The organism is Staphylococcus sp. EZ-P03 (genome assembly GCF_003344575.1).
GTDB classification, from domain to species: Bacteria; Bacillota; Bacilli; order Staphylococcales; family Staphylococcaceae; genus Staphylococcus; species Staphylococcus simulans_B.
In genome coordinates, this window is the sequence record NZ_QPMO01000026.1 from 44,919 (window position 1) to 61,979 (window position 17,061).

The 17,061-nt window shown below is 40.8% G+C and carries 7 protein-coding genes and 1 tRNA gene; 5 read left to right on the top strand and 3 right to left on the bottom strand.

Annotation, left to right across the window (positions count from 1 at the left end; translation table 11 throughout):
- Window positions 1-32 precede the first annotated feature (32 nt).
- Window positions 33-1,967 carry a catalase gene (locus DVJ99_RS11780; RefSeq protein WP_114604379.1) on the top strand — a complete coding sequence of 645 codons (1,935 nt, stop codon included), beginning with the start codon at window positions 33-35 and terminating at the stop codon, window positions 1,965-1,967.
- A 221-nt stretch (window positions 1,968-2,188) separates the two neighbouring features.
- Window positions 2,189-3,493, top strand: a complete 1,305-nt coding sequence (locus DVJ99_RS11785; RefSeq protein WP_105994437.1) for an anaerobic C4-dicarboxylate transporter family protein — start codon at window positions 2,189-2,191, stop codon at window positions 3,491-3,493.
- Window positions 3,494-3,583: 90 nt separating this feature from the next.
- On the opposite strand, the gene DVJ99_RS11790 is transcribed toward DVJ99_RS11785, so the two are convergent.
- Window positions 3,584-4,264, bottom strand: a complete 681-nt coding sequence (locus tag DVJ99_RS11790; RefSeq protein WP_114604372.1) for a DUF4811 domain-containing protein — start codon at window positions 4,262-4,264, stop codon at window positions 3,584-3,586.
- A complete protein-coding gene (locus DVJ99_RS11795; protein WP_114604373.1) occupies window positions 4,261-5,781 on the bottom strand; it encodes an MDR family MFS transporter in 1,521 nt (506 codons plus the stop codon). Before DVJ99_RS11795 ends, DVJ99_RS11790 begins: the two co-directional genes overlap by 4 nt.
- Window positions 5,782-5,933: 152 nt before the next feature.
- On the opposite strand from DVJ99_RS11795, the gene DVJ99_RS11800 reads away from it, so the two are divergent.
- On the top strand, window positions 5,934-6,524 hold the full coding sequence (locus DVJ99_RS11800) for a TetR/AcrR family transcriptional regulator (RefSeq protein WP_114604374.1): 591 nt from the start codon (window positions 5,934-5,936) through the stop codon (window positions 6,522-6,524).
- Between the two features lie 6 nt (window positions 6,525-6,530).
- Here the strand turns inward: DVJ99_RS11800 and DVJ99_RS11805 are convergent, their stop codons facing one another.
- A complete protein-coding gene (locus tag DVJ99_RS11805; protein WP_162912205.1) occupies window positions 6,531-7,568 on the bottom strand; it encodes a DNA-3-methyladenine glycosylase 2 family protein in 1,038 nt (345 codons plus the stop codon).
- Between the two features lie 142 nt (window positions 7,569-7,710).
- Here DVJ99_RS11805 and DVJ99_RS11810 point away from each other — a divergent pair.
- Window positions 7,711-7,800 (top strand) — tRNA-Ser (locus DVJ99_RS11810).
- A gap of 229 nt (window positions 7,801-8,029) precedes the next feature.
- Window positions 8,030-17,061, top strand: a 9,032-nt coding sequence (locus DVJ99_RS11815) for a YSIRK-type signal peptide-containing protein (protein WP_114604376.1), incomplete at its 3' end; no start/stop codon positions are given.

Sequence of the window (17,061 nt, forward strand, 5' to 3'; positions counted from 1 at the left end):
ATCAATTCAGAAAAAGCCATCAAGATGAAGCAATGACGACGAATAATGGTACAAAAGTCAGTGAAGATGAATTAACATTAACCGCTGGTGAAAGAGGACCGAGTCTACTTGAGGACTTCCATTTCCGCGAAAAGATTATGCATTTCGACCATGAGCGTATTCCAGAACGTGTTGTACATGCGCGTGGATTTGGTGCACATGGTGAATTCGAATTATATGAAGATTTATCTAAGTATACTTCTGCGGACTTCCTTACGAATACAGATAAAGTAACGCCAGTATTTGTGCGTATTTCTACTGTACAAGGTTCAAAAGGTTCACCGGATACTGTACGAGACGTACGCGGTTTTGCGACGAAATTCTATACAGATGAAGGTATCTTTGACTTAGTAGGGAACGATATTCCGGTATTCTTCGTTCAAGATGCGATTAAATTCCCTGACTTGATTCACGCAGTAAAACCTGAGCCAGATACTGAAACACCGCAAGGCGGTTCAGCACATGATACATTCTGGGACTTTTTCGCAGAAAATCCTGAAACATCACATACTGCAGTATGGGCAATGAGTGACCGCGGTATTCCTAAGAATATCAGACAAATTGAAGGATTCGGTGTACATACATTCCGATTAGTCAACGCAGAAGACGAATCTTTCTTTGTTAAATTCCATTGGCGCCCAACACACGGTTTAGAATCATTAGTATGGGATGAAGCACAAATCTTGCAAGGTAAAGATATCGACTTTCATCGTAAAGACTTGCACGAATCTATTCAAAAAGGCGACTATCCTGCATGGGAATTAGGCTTGCAGATTATTAGAGAAGACCAAGAGTTCGACTTTGATTTCGATATCTTAGACCCTACTAAGCTTTGGCCGGAAGATGAAATTCCAGTTAAAGTTGTAGGTAAAATGACATTGAACCGCAACGTAGATAATGTGTTTGATGAAATAGAACAAGTCGCATTCCATCCAGGTCATGTAGTACCGGGTATCGACTTCTCAAATGACCCGTTATTACAAGGCAGACTATTCTCTTATACAGATACACAAATTTCTCGACTTGGCGGACCGAACTTCAACCAGATTCCAATCAATCGTCCTGTAAATAAAGTACGTAATAACCAACGTGATGCGATGCATCAAATGAATATTCATGAAGGTCAGACTTCTTATCATAAGAACAAATTAGAAGGGAATTGTCCGTTTACAAGTTCTAAATCTGAAGGCGGTTATGAACATTATCCAGAAAAAGTTGAAGGACATAAGATCAGACGCCGCAGCGACAGTTTCAAAGATTATTACTCACAACCAAGATTGTATCTGAACAGTTTAACGCAAGCGGAATATGATCATACTGTAGACGGCTTCTCATTTGAAATCGGTAAATGTAAAAGCATGGACGTACGTCAGCGTGCAGTGAATCAATTGAATAAAATTGACAGAGAATTAGCTGAACGTGTTGCGGCGAATGTCGGTGTTGAAGTACCAGAAGAAAATGAAGAAGTAAAAACAGATAAGAAAGACAGTCAATTAACAATGGAAAAATATGATATTCCATTACCTGGCCACTCTGTCGCTATCTTAATCAATGGCGATGTGGATCCAGAAACATTAAAATCTTATGCGAAAAGTGCAGCGGATAATCAATTAAACTATGCATTTGTCGGCAAGCAGCAAAAATCATTATCAGAAGATATTTCTGTGAATGAGACTTATGATACTGCACATGCGACATTATTCGACAGTCTGGTTATATTATCAGATGGTTCAGAGCTTGAACCAGAAGCGGAAGAATTTGCGGCACTTTCTTATAAGCATAAGAAACCGATTCTCTTTAATGAAGCAGCTTCAAAAGTATTGCAAGATAAAAAAGTGAAATTAGATGCGCCTGGTGTCATCGTTTCAGATAATCCAGAAGATATCTTAAAAGCATTCAAACAATATCGCTATTGGGATAGAGCGTAAGTTAATCATTGGGTCCTCGGTGTAACAGCCGAGGGCTTTTTTATGTTTAAGCAGAAAATATCATGTGTTATAAGTTGTTAATTGAAACAATATAAAGCATTAGACTTTCACTAAATTTTCATTTTTGACTATTGTGTTACACTGCACAGCGGTGAAGAATCATGATAAACTAGAGTATGTTATTTTTTTCACAAGAAAGAGAAATTAAGTGAGGCGTTAACATGTTCTTGTTTATTTTAGAAATTATCATTATGATTGCGGCGATATTACTCGGGCTGCGTGCAGCAGGTGCATTAGGCTGCGGTATCTTTGCGATTGTGGCGCAATTGATTATGATTTTTATATTTGGATTACCACCGGGTTCTGCGCCGGTAACTGCAGTCTTGATTATATTATCTATCGGTATTGCCGGCGGTACATTACAAGCAACGGGCGGTATTGATTATTTAGTTCATTTGGCATCGAAAATTATTGAACGTTTTCCTAAGTCGATTATCTTTATCGCACCGATGATTGTGTTTCTCTTTGTATTCGGAATCGGAACAGCGAATATTGCTTTATCGCTTGAACCGATTATTGCGAAGACCGCAAAACGTGCAGGTATTCAGCCGAAGCGTCCTTTAACAGCCTCAGTACTGACTGCGAACTTGGCTTTATTATGCAGTCCTGCAGCTTCAGCGACTGCCTATATTATCTCTGTTGTCGCAGTGTCCGGTATTACCATGGGCAAATATTTATCCATCGTCTTGCCGACAGCATTGATTAGTATGTTAGCGCTGAGTGTTTATTGTACAGTCGTCGGCAGACGCAAACCGCACCCGAGTCAATTTGCGGAACAGCTTTTAGAAGAGATAGAAGATACAGAACCGCGCCCTGAATTTACAAAAAGAGTGAAAATCGGTGTAGCAGCTTTCTTAACAGGAGTTGCGTGTATTTTATTCTTTGGTATCTTTTCAGATTTTGTCCCTTCGTTCAAAGTGAATGGCGAGACGGTTAAGTTAGAAACAACAGAGATAGTACAATTGTTTATGTATGCGAGTGCCGCAATCAACTTGGTGCTGATTAAATTGAATACAAGAGACATTTTAAACGCACACATTACGCAATCTGCGATTGGCGCACTCTTTGCGGTCCTCGGTCCCGGGTGGTTAGGTGCGACGATTTTCAGTGCACCGAGCAACCAAAAGATTATGACCCAGGAAATAGGAGGCATTATTGAACAAGTCCCATGGCTTGTGATTATTTTAGTCTCCATGGTGACAATGATAGTGATATCGCAATCTGCGACAGCTTCGATTATGCTGCCGATATTGATGAGTATCGGTGTGCCTCCGATGTACTTTATTGCGATGGTTCAAACATTAAACGTAAACTTCGTGATTCCGGCACAGCCTACATTACTCTTTGCGGTAGATCTAGACGAAACGAAACAAACACGACCGACCAGCTTTATTCTTCCGGGCTTCTTTGTTATTACAGTTTCGATTATAGTCGGTTTCTCATTGAAAGCTCTTTTAGGTTATTAATAGATAGAAAATGTATATTGTATGAAAAAAGCATATAAACATAACCAAAAGCGCGCAATCACTTTTAAAGGTTGCGCGCTTTTGGTTTGCTTATTGTCCTAACATCTTTTTCATTTGTTTCACAGCCATTTTAGTTTGTTCTGCTTTCGGCATAGATTGCATCATAGCCATTTGTTTTTGCTGGCTGCTGGAATCTTTTTGTTTCGCTTGCAGCTGTTTTAATTGTTCTGGCGATGCTGCAACCCATTCATCTTTAGGCAAGGTAATGATTGTAGTTTCTTTAATCAATGCTTTGCGGTCATCGCCGAAGCTCATCAATGCTTGATAGAAATCATTTTCGAATACCCAAGCTGTTGTTTTGGTTTTGACTTCAGGCTGTTTGACGTCTTTAAGTTGATACGTCGCTGATTTTTTCACAGTTTCCACTTGTTTCTCTTTGCTGAAGTCAGGTTTGAAATGAGCTTGTGCTTTCTTTTGATCTTTGTGATCGCGATAAATCAAAACATAGTTGTTTGTATCTTTGCCGAGTTCTTTCGCAATCATTAGATTAGCAGGGTTTTGTTTATCACCTGCAGAGTAAACATTATGGTGTACTTTAGTTGTTGTGACTTGCTTCATGCCGAAGTGATGATGCAGGTTCATACCGATTAAGATACCTTGAATCAGTAATAAGGCCATTAACAGACTGCCTATCGCAATACGAACAACTTTCGGCTTGATAAACATCCAAGTGAGGAAGACAGCTAGTGTAAGTATTATTAAGATAATCATTTTGTTTCCTCGCTTTCTTTAGAAAGATTATTGCCTAAGAATGGTACCAGCGCAAGACCGAGTACTGCGAAGACTAAACCAATCGCAAAGGCAGTATTGAAACCGTCAATCATCGCATGTTGGAATTGTCGCATGAATTCAAACGGGTCGGTATCTTTTAAGGATGCTTTCGGCTCGTTGTTGTTAATGATGTTTTGTGTCACAGATGTTAATAATGCAACACCGATAGAAGATGCCATTTGACGTGCAGTGTTATTAACTGCTGTACCGTGTGTTCCGACTTCTGTAGGAATCGAATCCATCGCAAAAGCAGTGAGCGGCATCATAATCAATGCAATTGAGAATATACGTATGGCATATAACACTGTAATAAGTGTTGTCGATGTTTCGCCAGATAAAAAGGCGAAAGGAATTGTAGATACACTAAGAATAAAGAAACCTACAAATGCTAAACGTTTCACACCGACTTTATTGTATAAAGCACCTGAAATCGGTGAAGTGATACCCATTAAGAGTGCACCAGGCAATAAAGTCAAACCTGCGACAAGCGGTGAGAAACCATGGATATTCTGCAAGTATGTCGGCAGCATCATTTCTACACCGAACATAGCCATTGTGATTAATACAATGCCTAATGTGGCGAAAGTGAAGTTTCTGTTTTTAAATACGCGCAAGTCTAAGAATGGATCTGTCATTTTCAATTGACGCACTACAAAGAAGGTCAAGATGAACAGACTTGCGATAATCGGCAAGATGACCCACCAAAAGCTGCCCCATCCTTCTGAAGCCACGTTTGAAAAGCCCCAAAGGAACAGGCCGAAGCCGAATACCGATAAGATAAATGATGGAATATCTAATTTTAGTTTTCTGTTAGGAATAATATCTTTCATTAAGAAGATACAAAGCACTAGTGCAATGACCATCACAGCAATCGGAACAATAAAGATATTTCTCCATGAATTGCTTAAAGTCAGACCTAAAATAATGTGGTCCTTATCTAAAATCCAACCGGCAAATGTAGGACCGATGGCAGGTGCTAAACCAATCGCAAGACCTGTGAGTCCCATTGCGACACCACGCTTTTTCGGCGGGTACATGTTAATAATCAGCATTTGCATCAGCGGCATCATCATGCCGACAGAAACAGCTGAAATAATACGGCCGACTAAGAATACGAACCAATAGTGATGGCTGCTGGGTGCTAAAGCGGTAATCGCTAAGCCGATTAATAAAATACTATATGCTAAGATATGCAGTAATTTTGTAGGGAATCGTGTTGCGAAGAACGCAGATAATGGAATCATGACACCATTTGCGAGCAAGAACCATGTTGTGGCTTGTTGTGCTGTTGCGAAATCTATATCAAAGTCGTGCATAAGTGTCGGTAACGCTGTGCCGAGCGATGTCTGCATTAACACACCTGAAAATGTGGCCAGCAGCATAGTTACCATAATCAACGTCGGGTTATAAGGTTTGCCATGTATATCGACAGGGCGAGTTGAGTGGTTTGAGGTCATATTTTCCTCCTGATTCATTATTATTCAAAAATTGACGTTCTCCAATATAACACCTCACCTTGAAGATAAAAAGTACACATTGTTACAATGTGTCCAAAATAGGACAGTCTATTTGATTTTGTGTTATATTGAATGCAAATGGAGGGGTGTGCATGCCTTACGCTAGAAAAACGAATCAAACTAAACGAAAGATTAAAGAGGCGTTGATTCAATTAATGAAACAAACACATTTCGATTTGATTGCGATTCATCAGATCGCGGAAGCAGCAGGGATCACACGCAGTACATTTTATCGGTATTATGATGATAAATATGAACTGCTGGAGGAAATTGAGGATGAAGTTATCCAAAGGCTGAATGAACTGCGCAAACAATTCAAATCGAAAAGCGACGGTACTGAGTTTTATGAAAAAGCATTAATCAAAGAAATGTTTGATGCACTGTATCCTTATGCGGATACAATACATCTCTTATTAAGTTTCAATACCCATGCCAGCTTTGAAATGAAGTTGAAGAATGATATGAAACAGCGCTTTGATATCATTCGTCAAAATACAAAGCTGACTAAAGTCGAAAGAGACTTGCTGAAAGAATATATTTTCAACATGTTTATTACGACTTTCAAATATTGGGCAGGGCATAAAGAGGAAGTGACTTCTGAAGAAGTTGCTGACATCATTATTAAAGTACAATGGAACGGCTTTAAAAATATTTTAGAAGACAGTCAAAAACAACATCGTTAAAGCTGATCACTTCCATAGATTAATTACCGCGTAACTGCGTAGTGGGCGCCAAGATTCAGCGTAAGCAAGGCGTTTTTTCTTGTCTTTACGTTCAATCTCCGGATAAATGTCTCGCATACGGTTGATAACACCGATATCTGTTTCTAAGAAAGCATCAGGATAACCTAAAGCGCGCATTGCAATGGCATGCATAGACCAAGGACCAATGCCTTTAATGGCAGATAATTGTTTCATGATATGTTCTGCTTTCATGATGGCATCTTTATTGAGTGTGCCGTTTTGCCAAATCGGCAGAGGTACTAAATCAATTTCACCGGATTGAACAGCTTTTGCGACTGCCTCGATAGTTGAGGCACGACGACCAGTTATACCTAAAGGACCAAGTACATCACCAATGCCCGTACCGCCTTCTAAAAGGTTTTGTCTGCCGGCTTCAATGATAATCGAAGCATTTGGAAAGAGATATTGCAGCTGAGGGTGACCGTAATTAAAAGGTGTCCCAAGATGTTTAACCAAACGTCCTGCTAAAGTGGTTGCGGCACTGACAGTAATTTGCTGGCCTAAAATGGTACGCACACTTACTTCAAAGCCGTCCATACCGCCAGGCAAACGCAAGTGCGGATCAATCCATGGTTCTTTGAGTTCTGTTTTAATGACTTCTGGATTGAAATCTAAATCAAACAGATGACGCAGGCGGATAAGAATATTACATAATTCGGGATAACAGCTGGCACTCATTTCGACTTTTAATTGGTTATGTTCGAAATCGTGTGTAACTGAAAGCCATCCTTTAAGTGAAACATGATATTCAGACTGCGCAATAAGCAGTGTACGTGCATAAGAAGATGCATCCGCAAATTCTACACCTGGTATTGCACGGCGTTCTAAAAACGCAAGCAAAGTTTCCCATAAGTAAGGCGGATGATAAGACAAATGTATTGTAAAGGTATGTTGATACCAGCTTTCGTGGACTGGAATAGTGATATAAGGATCGTCTAATGTTTTAAGTGTATCTATTATGAAGTTTGTTTTGAGATGCATCATCGAAACCTCCTTAAAAACCATACTATGTGATACCGCATGGTCTAAGCAAAGGTTTTGAAATCATGTCGCAAAAGTTTTAGTGTAAATAATGTTGGTGATGGATATTATCAATTTGCATGTACGTCAACCAACTCATAACGAAGGAGAAGTACCCAAGTTCGGCTGAAGGGACTGGTCTCGAAAACCAGCAGGAGTCGAAAGGCTCGCAAGGGTTCAAATCCCTTCTTCTCCGCTGTATAACCGCTAGTCCAAAGTTGGATTGGCGGTTTTTATTTTTGAGGAAGTCAAGCGATATATTGAAAAAATTCTATTTTTAGAAATAGAATTGTACATAATTTGTAAATATTTGTACTAAAACGTACAAAACTTTGTTATACTTAATCAGTATGCATTACATAAAAAAATAACATGCAATACTTCGGCGTTTTAAAGTAAAAACACACAATTACATGGAGGACATCATGAGAAAACCAAACAAACGTTTAGACTTCTTGCCGAATATTCATAACAAATATTCGATTAGAAAATTTACAGTTGGAACGGCATCTATTTTATTAGGGACCACATTAATTTTTGGGGCTAGCCGTGATGCAGAAGCGGCTGAAGAGAGCGGTTCTCAGCAAGCAACAGAACCAGCAGAAAATTCAGCGAACCAAACTGCAGCACCTGCCGACCAAAATACAAAAGCTGTAAATGCAGAAGCTAAACCAGAACAGTCTAGCACAGAAAAAACATCAGAAGTTTCACAACCAAAAGCAACAAGTGAAACCAACCAACAGACTAAAACGACGCAAGCTAACGCAGAACAAAAAGAAACAGCTGTGAAAACTGAGCAGCCTCAGCAAAATACTGCAACACCTGCAAACACAGAAAGTACACAGACTGCAGAAAAGCAAACAGCAACAGAACCTGCAAAAGCAGCAGATTCTAACTCAACCGAAGCAGTGAAAACTACAACTGAAACTACAGCTCAAAGTACTGAAGCGCCAAAAGTAAGTACAAGAGAAGCGGATACAAGTTCTATAGATTTTTCAATGCTGAATGACGGGCAAAAAGCACCTGTAGAATTTGTAGAACAATACTTGCACACATCGGACAAACAAGGATTAGTACGTCAATTATTGGCAGACAACTATGGTCCAGATGATGTGGACGGTATCATGAGTAAAATTAACGTAGACTATAATACAGTTTCTGCGGAAGATTTATTCCAAGATATTTTACGAGCTGGTATTGAGTATGCAAATGAACAAACTTCTAAATATACTGTTTATGCAGTAAGAGCAGCAGGATCTGATACGACTTCAACAACACCAACAGGATCATCATTAGAAACATATCCCGTCGGAAATGAAAATACTACTTCTAACGTTACGTTGCCTAAAACAGGTACTGATACTGAAATTATCGGTGCTTTAAAAGCAAGTATTGATATTCCTGAAAGTGGTAAAACAGTAACTGGAAATGGTAAAACGTATATTAAACAACAACCTGCCCATTATACATTTAAAGCTACTCCTGATAGAAGCCATAATGTTATGAAGTTTGAGGTAGATTATTATGCATCGCCAGGAACAGGATCGTCACATGCAATCGACCTTGGCGGTTTGAATTTCGGTTCTGCATATGCATTACCACCGTCTATCCAAGGGATATATAACCAAGTAGGGCAAGCGTATCCTAGTACAATACCTAACGCCACTTTATCTAATGACGGTACGAAGCCAGGTTATCCAGATGGTTATGCACTAACCAATCGTCCGGCATTAAGTGAATATTTTTTAAAAACAGGTGGCTATGGGAAATTAGAATTTAACGTACCAGTTAAAGATTGGAATGGTGATTTAAGTGTCACTGCCTTCCCAATGATGTTTATTGGCGGTGCCACCTATGCGGATACACCGGATCCATACTCAACTCAAAACTATTTCCATGATAATATGCAGGTTATTTTGGATAAAAACCCTGATTTAAATATTGAAAAAACACAGGGTCAAGTGAGAGTACCTATGCCATTTGAGACTCAATATATAACATCGACTAGTCTTCCTGTTGGAACACAACGTGTTAAAACAACAGGGGCAGAAGGAGTAAAAGTCTATAACGAAACAAGTATTACTTATAAAGGTGAATTAGTAGGAAGATACAGAGATCAAGGAACTGTTGCTATGCCACCAGTTAATAAAATTATCGAATTAGGTATTGGACAACCAGCATCAACACCTAGTATTCTTATGCCTCCGGTTGTGGATCCGCAATTATCCGGAGCAAGAACTGTTACAGGTGAAACAGAACCTAATGTCCCAGTAACTATTCATGTAGGACCTACTACGTATACAACACAATCTAATGCACAAGGTACTTTTACGCAGGCTTTAAATGCTCCGTTGAGAGAAGCAGAAGTAGTTACAGCTACTGTTTCTAAAGATGGCAATACAAGTTTGCCAGGTAAAATGATAGTACCTCGTGATGGACGTACGCCTAATATCACAACAACACAAGAGAGAACGACTCAAAACGGTAAACAAGGTACATTATTAACAATTATTAATGCAGATACGAACCAACCAATCAGCACTGTATTCATTCCTGATGGAACAGCAGGGCCAAGAGGTGCGAAAGGTGCTAAGGGTGACAAAGGTGATACTGGAGCCCAAGGTGCACGAGGAGCCGACGGTACATCAATTACTATTACAGCTACAAAACCACTTGCAAACGGGGATATCGAAGTCACGTTCTCAGACGGCCATAAAATAGTAGTGCCAAAAGGTGCGAAAGGAGATACTGGTGCTGCAGGTGCACAAGGTCCAGCTGGTCCGAAAGGCGATAAAGGAGCTACGGGAGCACAAGGCCCAGCCGGTCCACAAGGTTTAACTGGCCCACAGGGTGCACAAGGTCCACAAGGTGTACAAGGTACACAAGGCCCAGCCGGTCCAAAAGGTGATCAAGGAGATCCTCTTAGAATAATAAGTACTTCGCCTAGGGATGACGGAGGAATAACAATTATATTCTCAGATGGAAATGGCCTCATTATTCCAAAAGGTGATAAAGGTGACAAAGGTGATAAAGGTGATACCGGAGCCCAAGGTGCACAAGGAGCCGACGGTACATCTGTACACATTACAGCTACTAAAACATTACCAAACGGTAACATCGAAGTTACTTTCTCTGATGGACACAAAATTGAAGTGCCTAAAGGTGCGAAAGGTGACAAAGGTGATACCGGAGCTCGAGGACCAAAAGGAGCCAAAGGCGATAAAGGTGATCGCGGAGAAACAGGCGCAGCCGGCACATCGATTGGAATATCAAAAATTGAACCATTAGCAAATGGAGACCAAAAAGTTACATTTACAGATGGCAAAACAATGACGATTCCAAAAGGTGTTAAAGGAGATAAAGGTGATACTGGAGCCCAAGGTGCTAGAGGTGCAGATGGTACATCAATCGGCATAACAAGTATTACTAAATTACCAGATGGAACAACACATGTAGTATTTACAGATGGTAAAACAATGGATATTCCTAAAGGTACAGATGGAAAATCTATCACTATCACGAACACAACTACATTACCAAATGGTAATAAAGAAGTGACGTTCAGTGATGGTAAAAAATTAGAAATTCCTAAAGGTGATCAAGGTATCCAAGGTATTCAAGGTCCAGCCGGTCCACAAGGTGCCAAAGGTGATAAAGGTGACCGAGGCGAAACAGGCGCAGCGGGTACATCAATTGGTATCAGAACAATTGAAGCATTACCAAATGGTGATACAAAAGTTACATTTACTGATAGTAAAACAATGATAATTCCAAAAGGTAAAGATGGCGCACCAATTACGGTTAAATCATCGACACCAAATGCGAATGGCGATATCGTTGTCACATTCAGTGATGGTTCAACTGCGACAATTCCAAAAGGTGCTAAGGGTGATAAAGGTGACGCAGGTCAAAATGCAGCTCCATTAACAGTCACAAACACAACAAAAGATGCGGCTGGCAATACAGTAGTTCACTTCAGCGATAACTCAACAGCTACAATTTCAAAAGGTGATAAAGGAGATCGCGGTGAAACGGGTGCTCAAGGTGCAGCTGGTGCAACAGGAGCCAAAGGTGATAAAGGTGATTCAATCACTATTACACGTATTACACCTCAAACGAATGGAGATATTAAAGTTACATTCAGTGATGGAAAATCTATCGTAGTACCAAAAGGTGATAAAGGTGACAAAGGCGACGCAGGTCAAAATGCGGCCCCATTAACTGTAACAAGCACAACAAAAGATGCAGCTGGCAATACAGTGGTTCATTTCAGCGATAACTCAACAGCTACAATTTCAAAAGGCGATAAAGGTGATCGCGGTGAAACAGGTGCCCAAGGTGCAGCTGGTACAAACGGCAGAGATGGTCGAGATGCGGCACCATTAACAGTTACAAGCACAACAAAAGATGCAGCTGGTAATACAGTAGTTCACTTCAGCGATAACTCAACAGCCACAATTTCAAAAGGTGATAAAGGTGATCGCGGTGAAACGGGTGCACAAGGTACTGCTGGTGCAACAGGCGCGAAAGGCGACAAAGGTGATTCAATCACTATTACACGTACTGAACCACAAGCAAATGGTGATATTAAAGTTACGTTTAGTGATGGAAAATCTATCGTAGTACCAAAAGGTGCTAAAGGAGATAAAGGCGATACAGGTTTAACTGGAGCTACAGGAGCAAAAGGTGAATCTATTACAATCCGTTCAATTACACCACAAGCAAACGGTGATATTAAAGTTATCTTCAGCGATGGTCAAGAATTAACAGTACCAAAAGGCGCGAAAGGTGATAAAGGTGACCGTGGTGAAACAGGTGCACAAGGTGCAGCTGGTCAAAATGGTACATCAGTTACTATTACAAGCACACAAGTTCAACCTGACGGTTCAACAAAAGTAGTATTCAGTGATGGTCATGAAATTGTGATTCCAAAAGGCCAAAAAGGTGCAGACGGAAAAGCAATTACAATCAAATCAACAACAACAGATCCAGAAGGAAATAAAGTTGTGACATTCAGTGATAACACAACAATCACTATTCCTAAAGGTGAAAAAGGTGATCGCGGTGAAACTGGAGCACAAGGTGCGAAAGGTGACACAGGAGCAACTGGTCCTAAAGGCGAATCTATTACAATCACAAATACAACAACATTGCCGAATGGTAATAAAGAAGTAACATTCAGTGACGGTAAAAAATTAGAAATTCCTAAAGGTGATACAGGCGCAACAGGTGCAACTGGTGCGAATGGCCAAGATGGAACATCTATTACAATTACAAACACTGAAACATTACCGACTGGTGATATTAAAGTGACATTCTCTGATAATCACACAATCACAGTTCCGAAAGGTAAAGATGGAAAAGCAGTTACTGTTAAATCATCAGCACCAACTCCGAACGGTGATATTGAAGTAACATTCAGCGATGGTTCAAAAGTAGTAATTCCTAAAGGTGCGAAAGGTGATAAAGGCGACACAGGAGCAACTGGCGCTGCTGGTCAAAACGCTGCACCACTCACAGTTACAAGCACTAATAAAGATGCGGACGGTAATACAGTCGTTCACTTCAGTGATGGTTCACAAGCGGTAATTGCCAAAGGCGACCGTGGTGAAACTGGTGCTAAAGGAGATAAAGGTGATACAGGAGCAAAAGGCGAATCTATCACAATCCGCTCAATTGCACCACAAAGCAATGGCGATACTGTTGTAACATTCTCAGACGGCAAAACTTTAACAATTCCTAAAGGTGCCAAAGGGGATAAAGGTGAAGCAGGTCAAAATGCAGCACCATTAACTGTAACAAGCACAACAAAAGATCCAGCAGGAAATACAGTGGTTCACTTTAGTGATGGTCAACAAGCTGTCATCTCTAAAGGAGATAAAGGCGACCGCGGTGAAACTGGCGCAGCTGGTACAAACGGTCATGATGCAGCACCATTAACAGTTACAAACACAACTAAAGATGCAGATGGCAATACAGTCGTTCACTTCAGCGATAACTCAACTGCTGTTATTTCTAAAGGAGACAAAGGTGACGCGGGAGCAGCTGGTGCTAAAGGTGAAAAAGGTGATTCAGTCACTATTACTAGCATTACGCCTCAACCAGATGGTTCAACAAAAGTAGTCTTCAGTGATAATAAAGAATTTGTGATTCCAAAAGGTGAAAAAGGCGATAAAGGTGATACAGGTGCAGCCGGTGCAACAGGTGCAAAAGGCGACTCAATCACAATTACAAGCATTACACCTCAAGCCGATGGTTCAACAAAAGTTATCTTCAGTGATGGCAAATCATTAGTTGTTCCTAAAGGTGCTAAAGGAGACAAAGGTGATAAAGGTGACCGTGGTGAAACCGGAGCACAAGGTGCAAAAGGTGAAAACGGCACATCAATCACAATCACAGATACAACAACATTGCCAAACGGCAATAAACAAGTAACCTTCTCAGATGGTAAAACATTAGAAATACCTAAAGGTGAAACTGGCGCTCAAGGTGCCACTGGAGCAAAAGGTGCAGACGGACAATCAATTACGATTACAAACACTGCACAAAAATCTGAAGGCACAGAATTAACATTCAGCGATGGTACAAAAGTAGTGATTCCTAAAGGCCAAGACGGCACAAATGGTACAAACGGTACATCAGTGACTGTTTCAAGTACTGCAGTTCAACCTGACGGTTCAACAAAAGTGGTCTTCAGCGATGGTCATGAAATCTTTATTCCGAAAGGACAAGACGGCGCTGCAGGAGCTAATGGTAAATCAATTACAGTTGAATCTACAACACCAGATGCAGAAGGTAATACGGTAGTTAGATTCAGTGACGGTTCAACAGTCACAATTCCTAAAGGTGAAAAAGGTGACCGTGGTGAAATTGGCGCACAAGGTGCAAAAGGTGAAAACGGAACATCAATCACAATTACAGATACAACAACATTACCGAATGGCAATAAACAAATAACATTCTCAGATGGAAAAACATTAGAAATACCTAAAGGCGAAACTGGCGCTCAAGGAGAAGCAGGAGCAAAAGGTGCAGACGGACAATCAATTACGATTACAAACACTGCACAAAAACCTGAAGGTACAGAATTAACATTCAGCGATGGTACAAAAGTAGTGATTCCTAAAGGCCAAGACGGCACAAATGGTACAAACGGTACATCGATTACGATTACAAGTACTGCTGCTCAACCAGATGGTTCAACAAAAGTTGTCTTCAGTGACGGTCATGAAGTTATCATCCCTAAAGGCGAAAAAGGAGATAAAGGCGACACTGGCGCAGCTGGTCGTGATGGTGCATCAGTTACTGTAACAGGTTCTGAAGTACAACCAGACGGCTCAACAAAAGTTACGTTCAGTGATGGTCACGAAATCTCAATTCCTAAAGGTCAAGATGGAAAATCAATCACTATCACAGATACAACAACATTGCCGAATGGTAATAAACAAGTAACATTCTCAGACGGCAAAACATTAGAAATTCCTAAAGGAGATACAGGAGCAACTGGTGCTCAAGGTGAAGCGGGTGCTCAAGGTGAAGCGGGTGCTAGAGGTGCTGATGGTGCATCTATCACAGTCAGCGGCACTAAACAAACTCCAGAAGGAACTGAAGTTACATTCAGCGATGGTACAAAAGTAGTTGTACCTAAAGGCCAAGATGGAACTAATGGTACAAATGGCACATCTGTCACAATTACAGATACTGCAGTTCAACCAGATGGATCTACTAAAGTCACATTCAGCGACGGTCATGAAATCTCTATTCCAAAAGGTGAAAAAGGAGATAAAGGTGACGCTGGTGCAGCCGGTCAAGACGGCACATCAGTAACTGTTGAAAGTACAACAGTACAACCTGACGGTTCTACGAAAGTAGTCTTCAGTGATGGTAAATCAGTTGTAATTCCTAAAGGCCAAGCTGGTGCAGATGGCACAAATGGTAAATCAATTACAGTTGAATCTTCAGCTCCAGATGAAAATGGCAACACTGTTGTTAGATTCAGCGATGGTTCATCTGTCGTTATTCCAAAAGGTGCTAAAGGTGACACAGGTGCAGCAGGAGCACGAGGCGAAAATGGTACAAACGGTCAATCGATTACGATTACTGGTACAACTCAAACTCCAGAAGGAACTGAAGTCACATTCAGCGATGGTACTAAAGTTGTTATCCCTAAAGCACAAGATGGTGTGAATGGTAAAGATGGCAAATCGATTACTGTTCAAACTTCAGAAACAACACCAGAAGGCAATACAAAAGTAACCTTCTCAGATGGATCTGTTATTACGATTCAAAAAGGTGCTAAAGGTGATACAGGTGAAACAGGTGCCCAAGGTGCAGCCGGTACAAATGGTGTAGATGGAAAATCAATCACTATTACTGGTACAACTCAAACACCAGAAGGCAATACTGAAGTCACATTCAGTGACGGCTCTAAAGTAGTTATTCCTAAAGCTAAAGACGGTGTGAATGGTACATCAGTTACTATTACAAGCTCAGAAGTACAACCAGACGGCTCAACTAAACTTGTCTTCAGTGATGGCCATGAAGTCACAATTCCAAAAGGCCAAAAAGGCGATAAAGGCGACGCAGGTCAAAATGGCGCAGACGGAAAAGCAATTACGGTTAAATCTACAGCTCCAGATGCGGACGGTAATACAGTTGTGACATTCAGCGATGACACAACAATTACAATCCCTAAAGGTGCAAAAGGTGATCGTGGTGAAACAGGTGCTCAAGGTGCAGCTGGCACAAACGGTACGGATGGAAAATCAATTACTGTTCAAAGCACTGAAACAACACCAGAAGGTAATACAAAAGTTACATTCTCAGACGGTACAACAGTAACTGTTGAAAAAGGTGCCAAAGGCGATACAGGTGAAGCTGGCGCAACAGGCGCGAACGGTCAATCAATCACTGTTACATCAACAGCTCCGGATGCGGAAGGCAATACAGTAGTCAACTTCAGTGATGGTACTTCAATCACAGTTCCAAAAGGAGCTAAAGGAGACAAAGGTGAAACAGGCGCAGCCGGTACAAATGGTGCAGATGGAAAATCAATCACTATTACTGGTACAACGCAAACACCAGACGGCAACACAGAAGTGACATTTAGTGACGGTACAAAAGTAGTTGTTCCTAAAGGAAACAAAGGAGATAAAGGTGAAGACGGTACATCTGTCACAATCACAAATTCTGAAGTACAACCAGACGGCTCAACTAAAGTAACATTCAGCGATGGTCGAGAAATCACTATCCCTAAAGGTGAAAAAGGCGATAAAGGCGACACTGGTGCAGCAGGTCAAAACGGAACTTCAGTAACCGTAACAAATACAGAAGTTCAACCTGACGGTTCAACAAAAGTAGACTTCAGCGACGGTAAATCTCTAGTTATCCCTAAAGGTCAAAATGGTGCGGATGGTCAATCAATCACAGTAAGATCAACAGCACCAGATGCGGATGG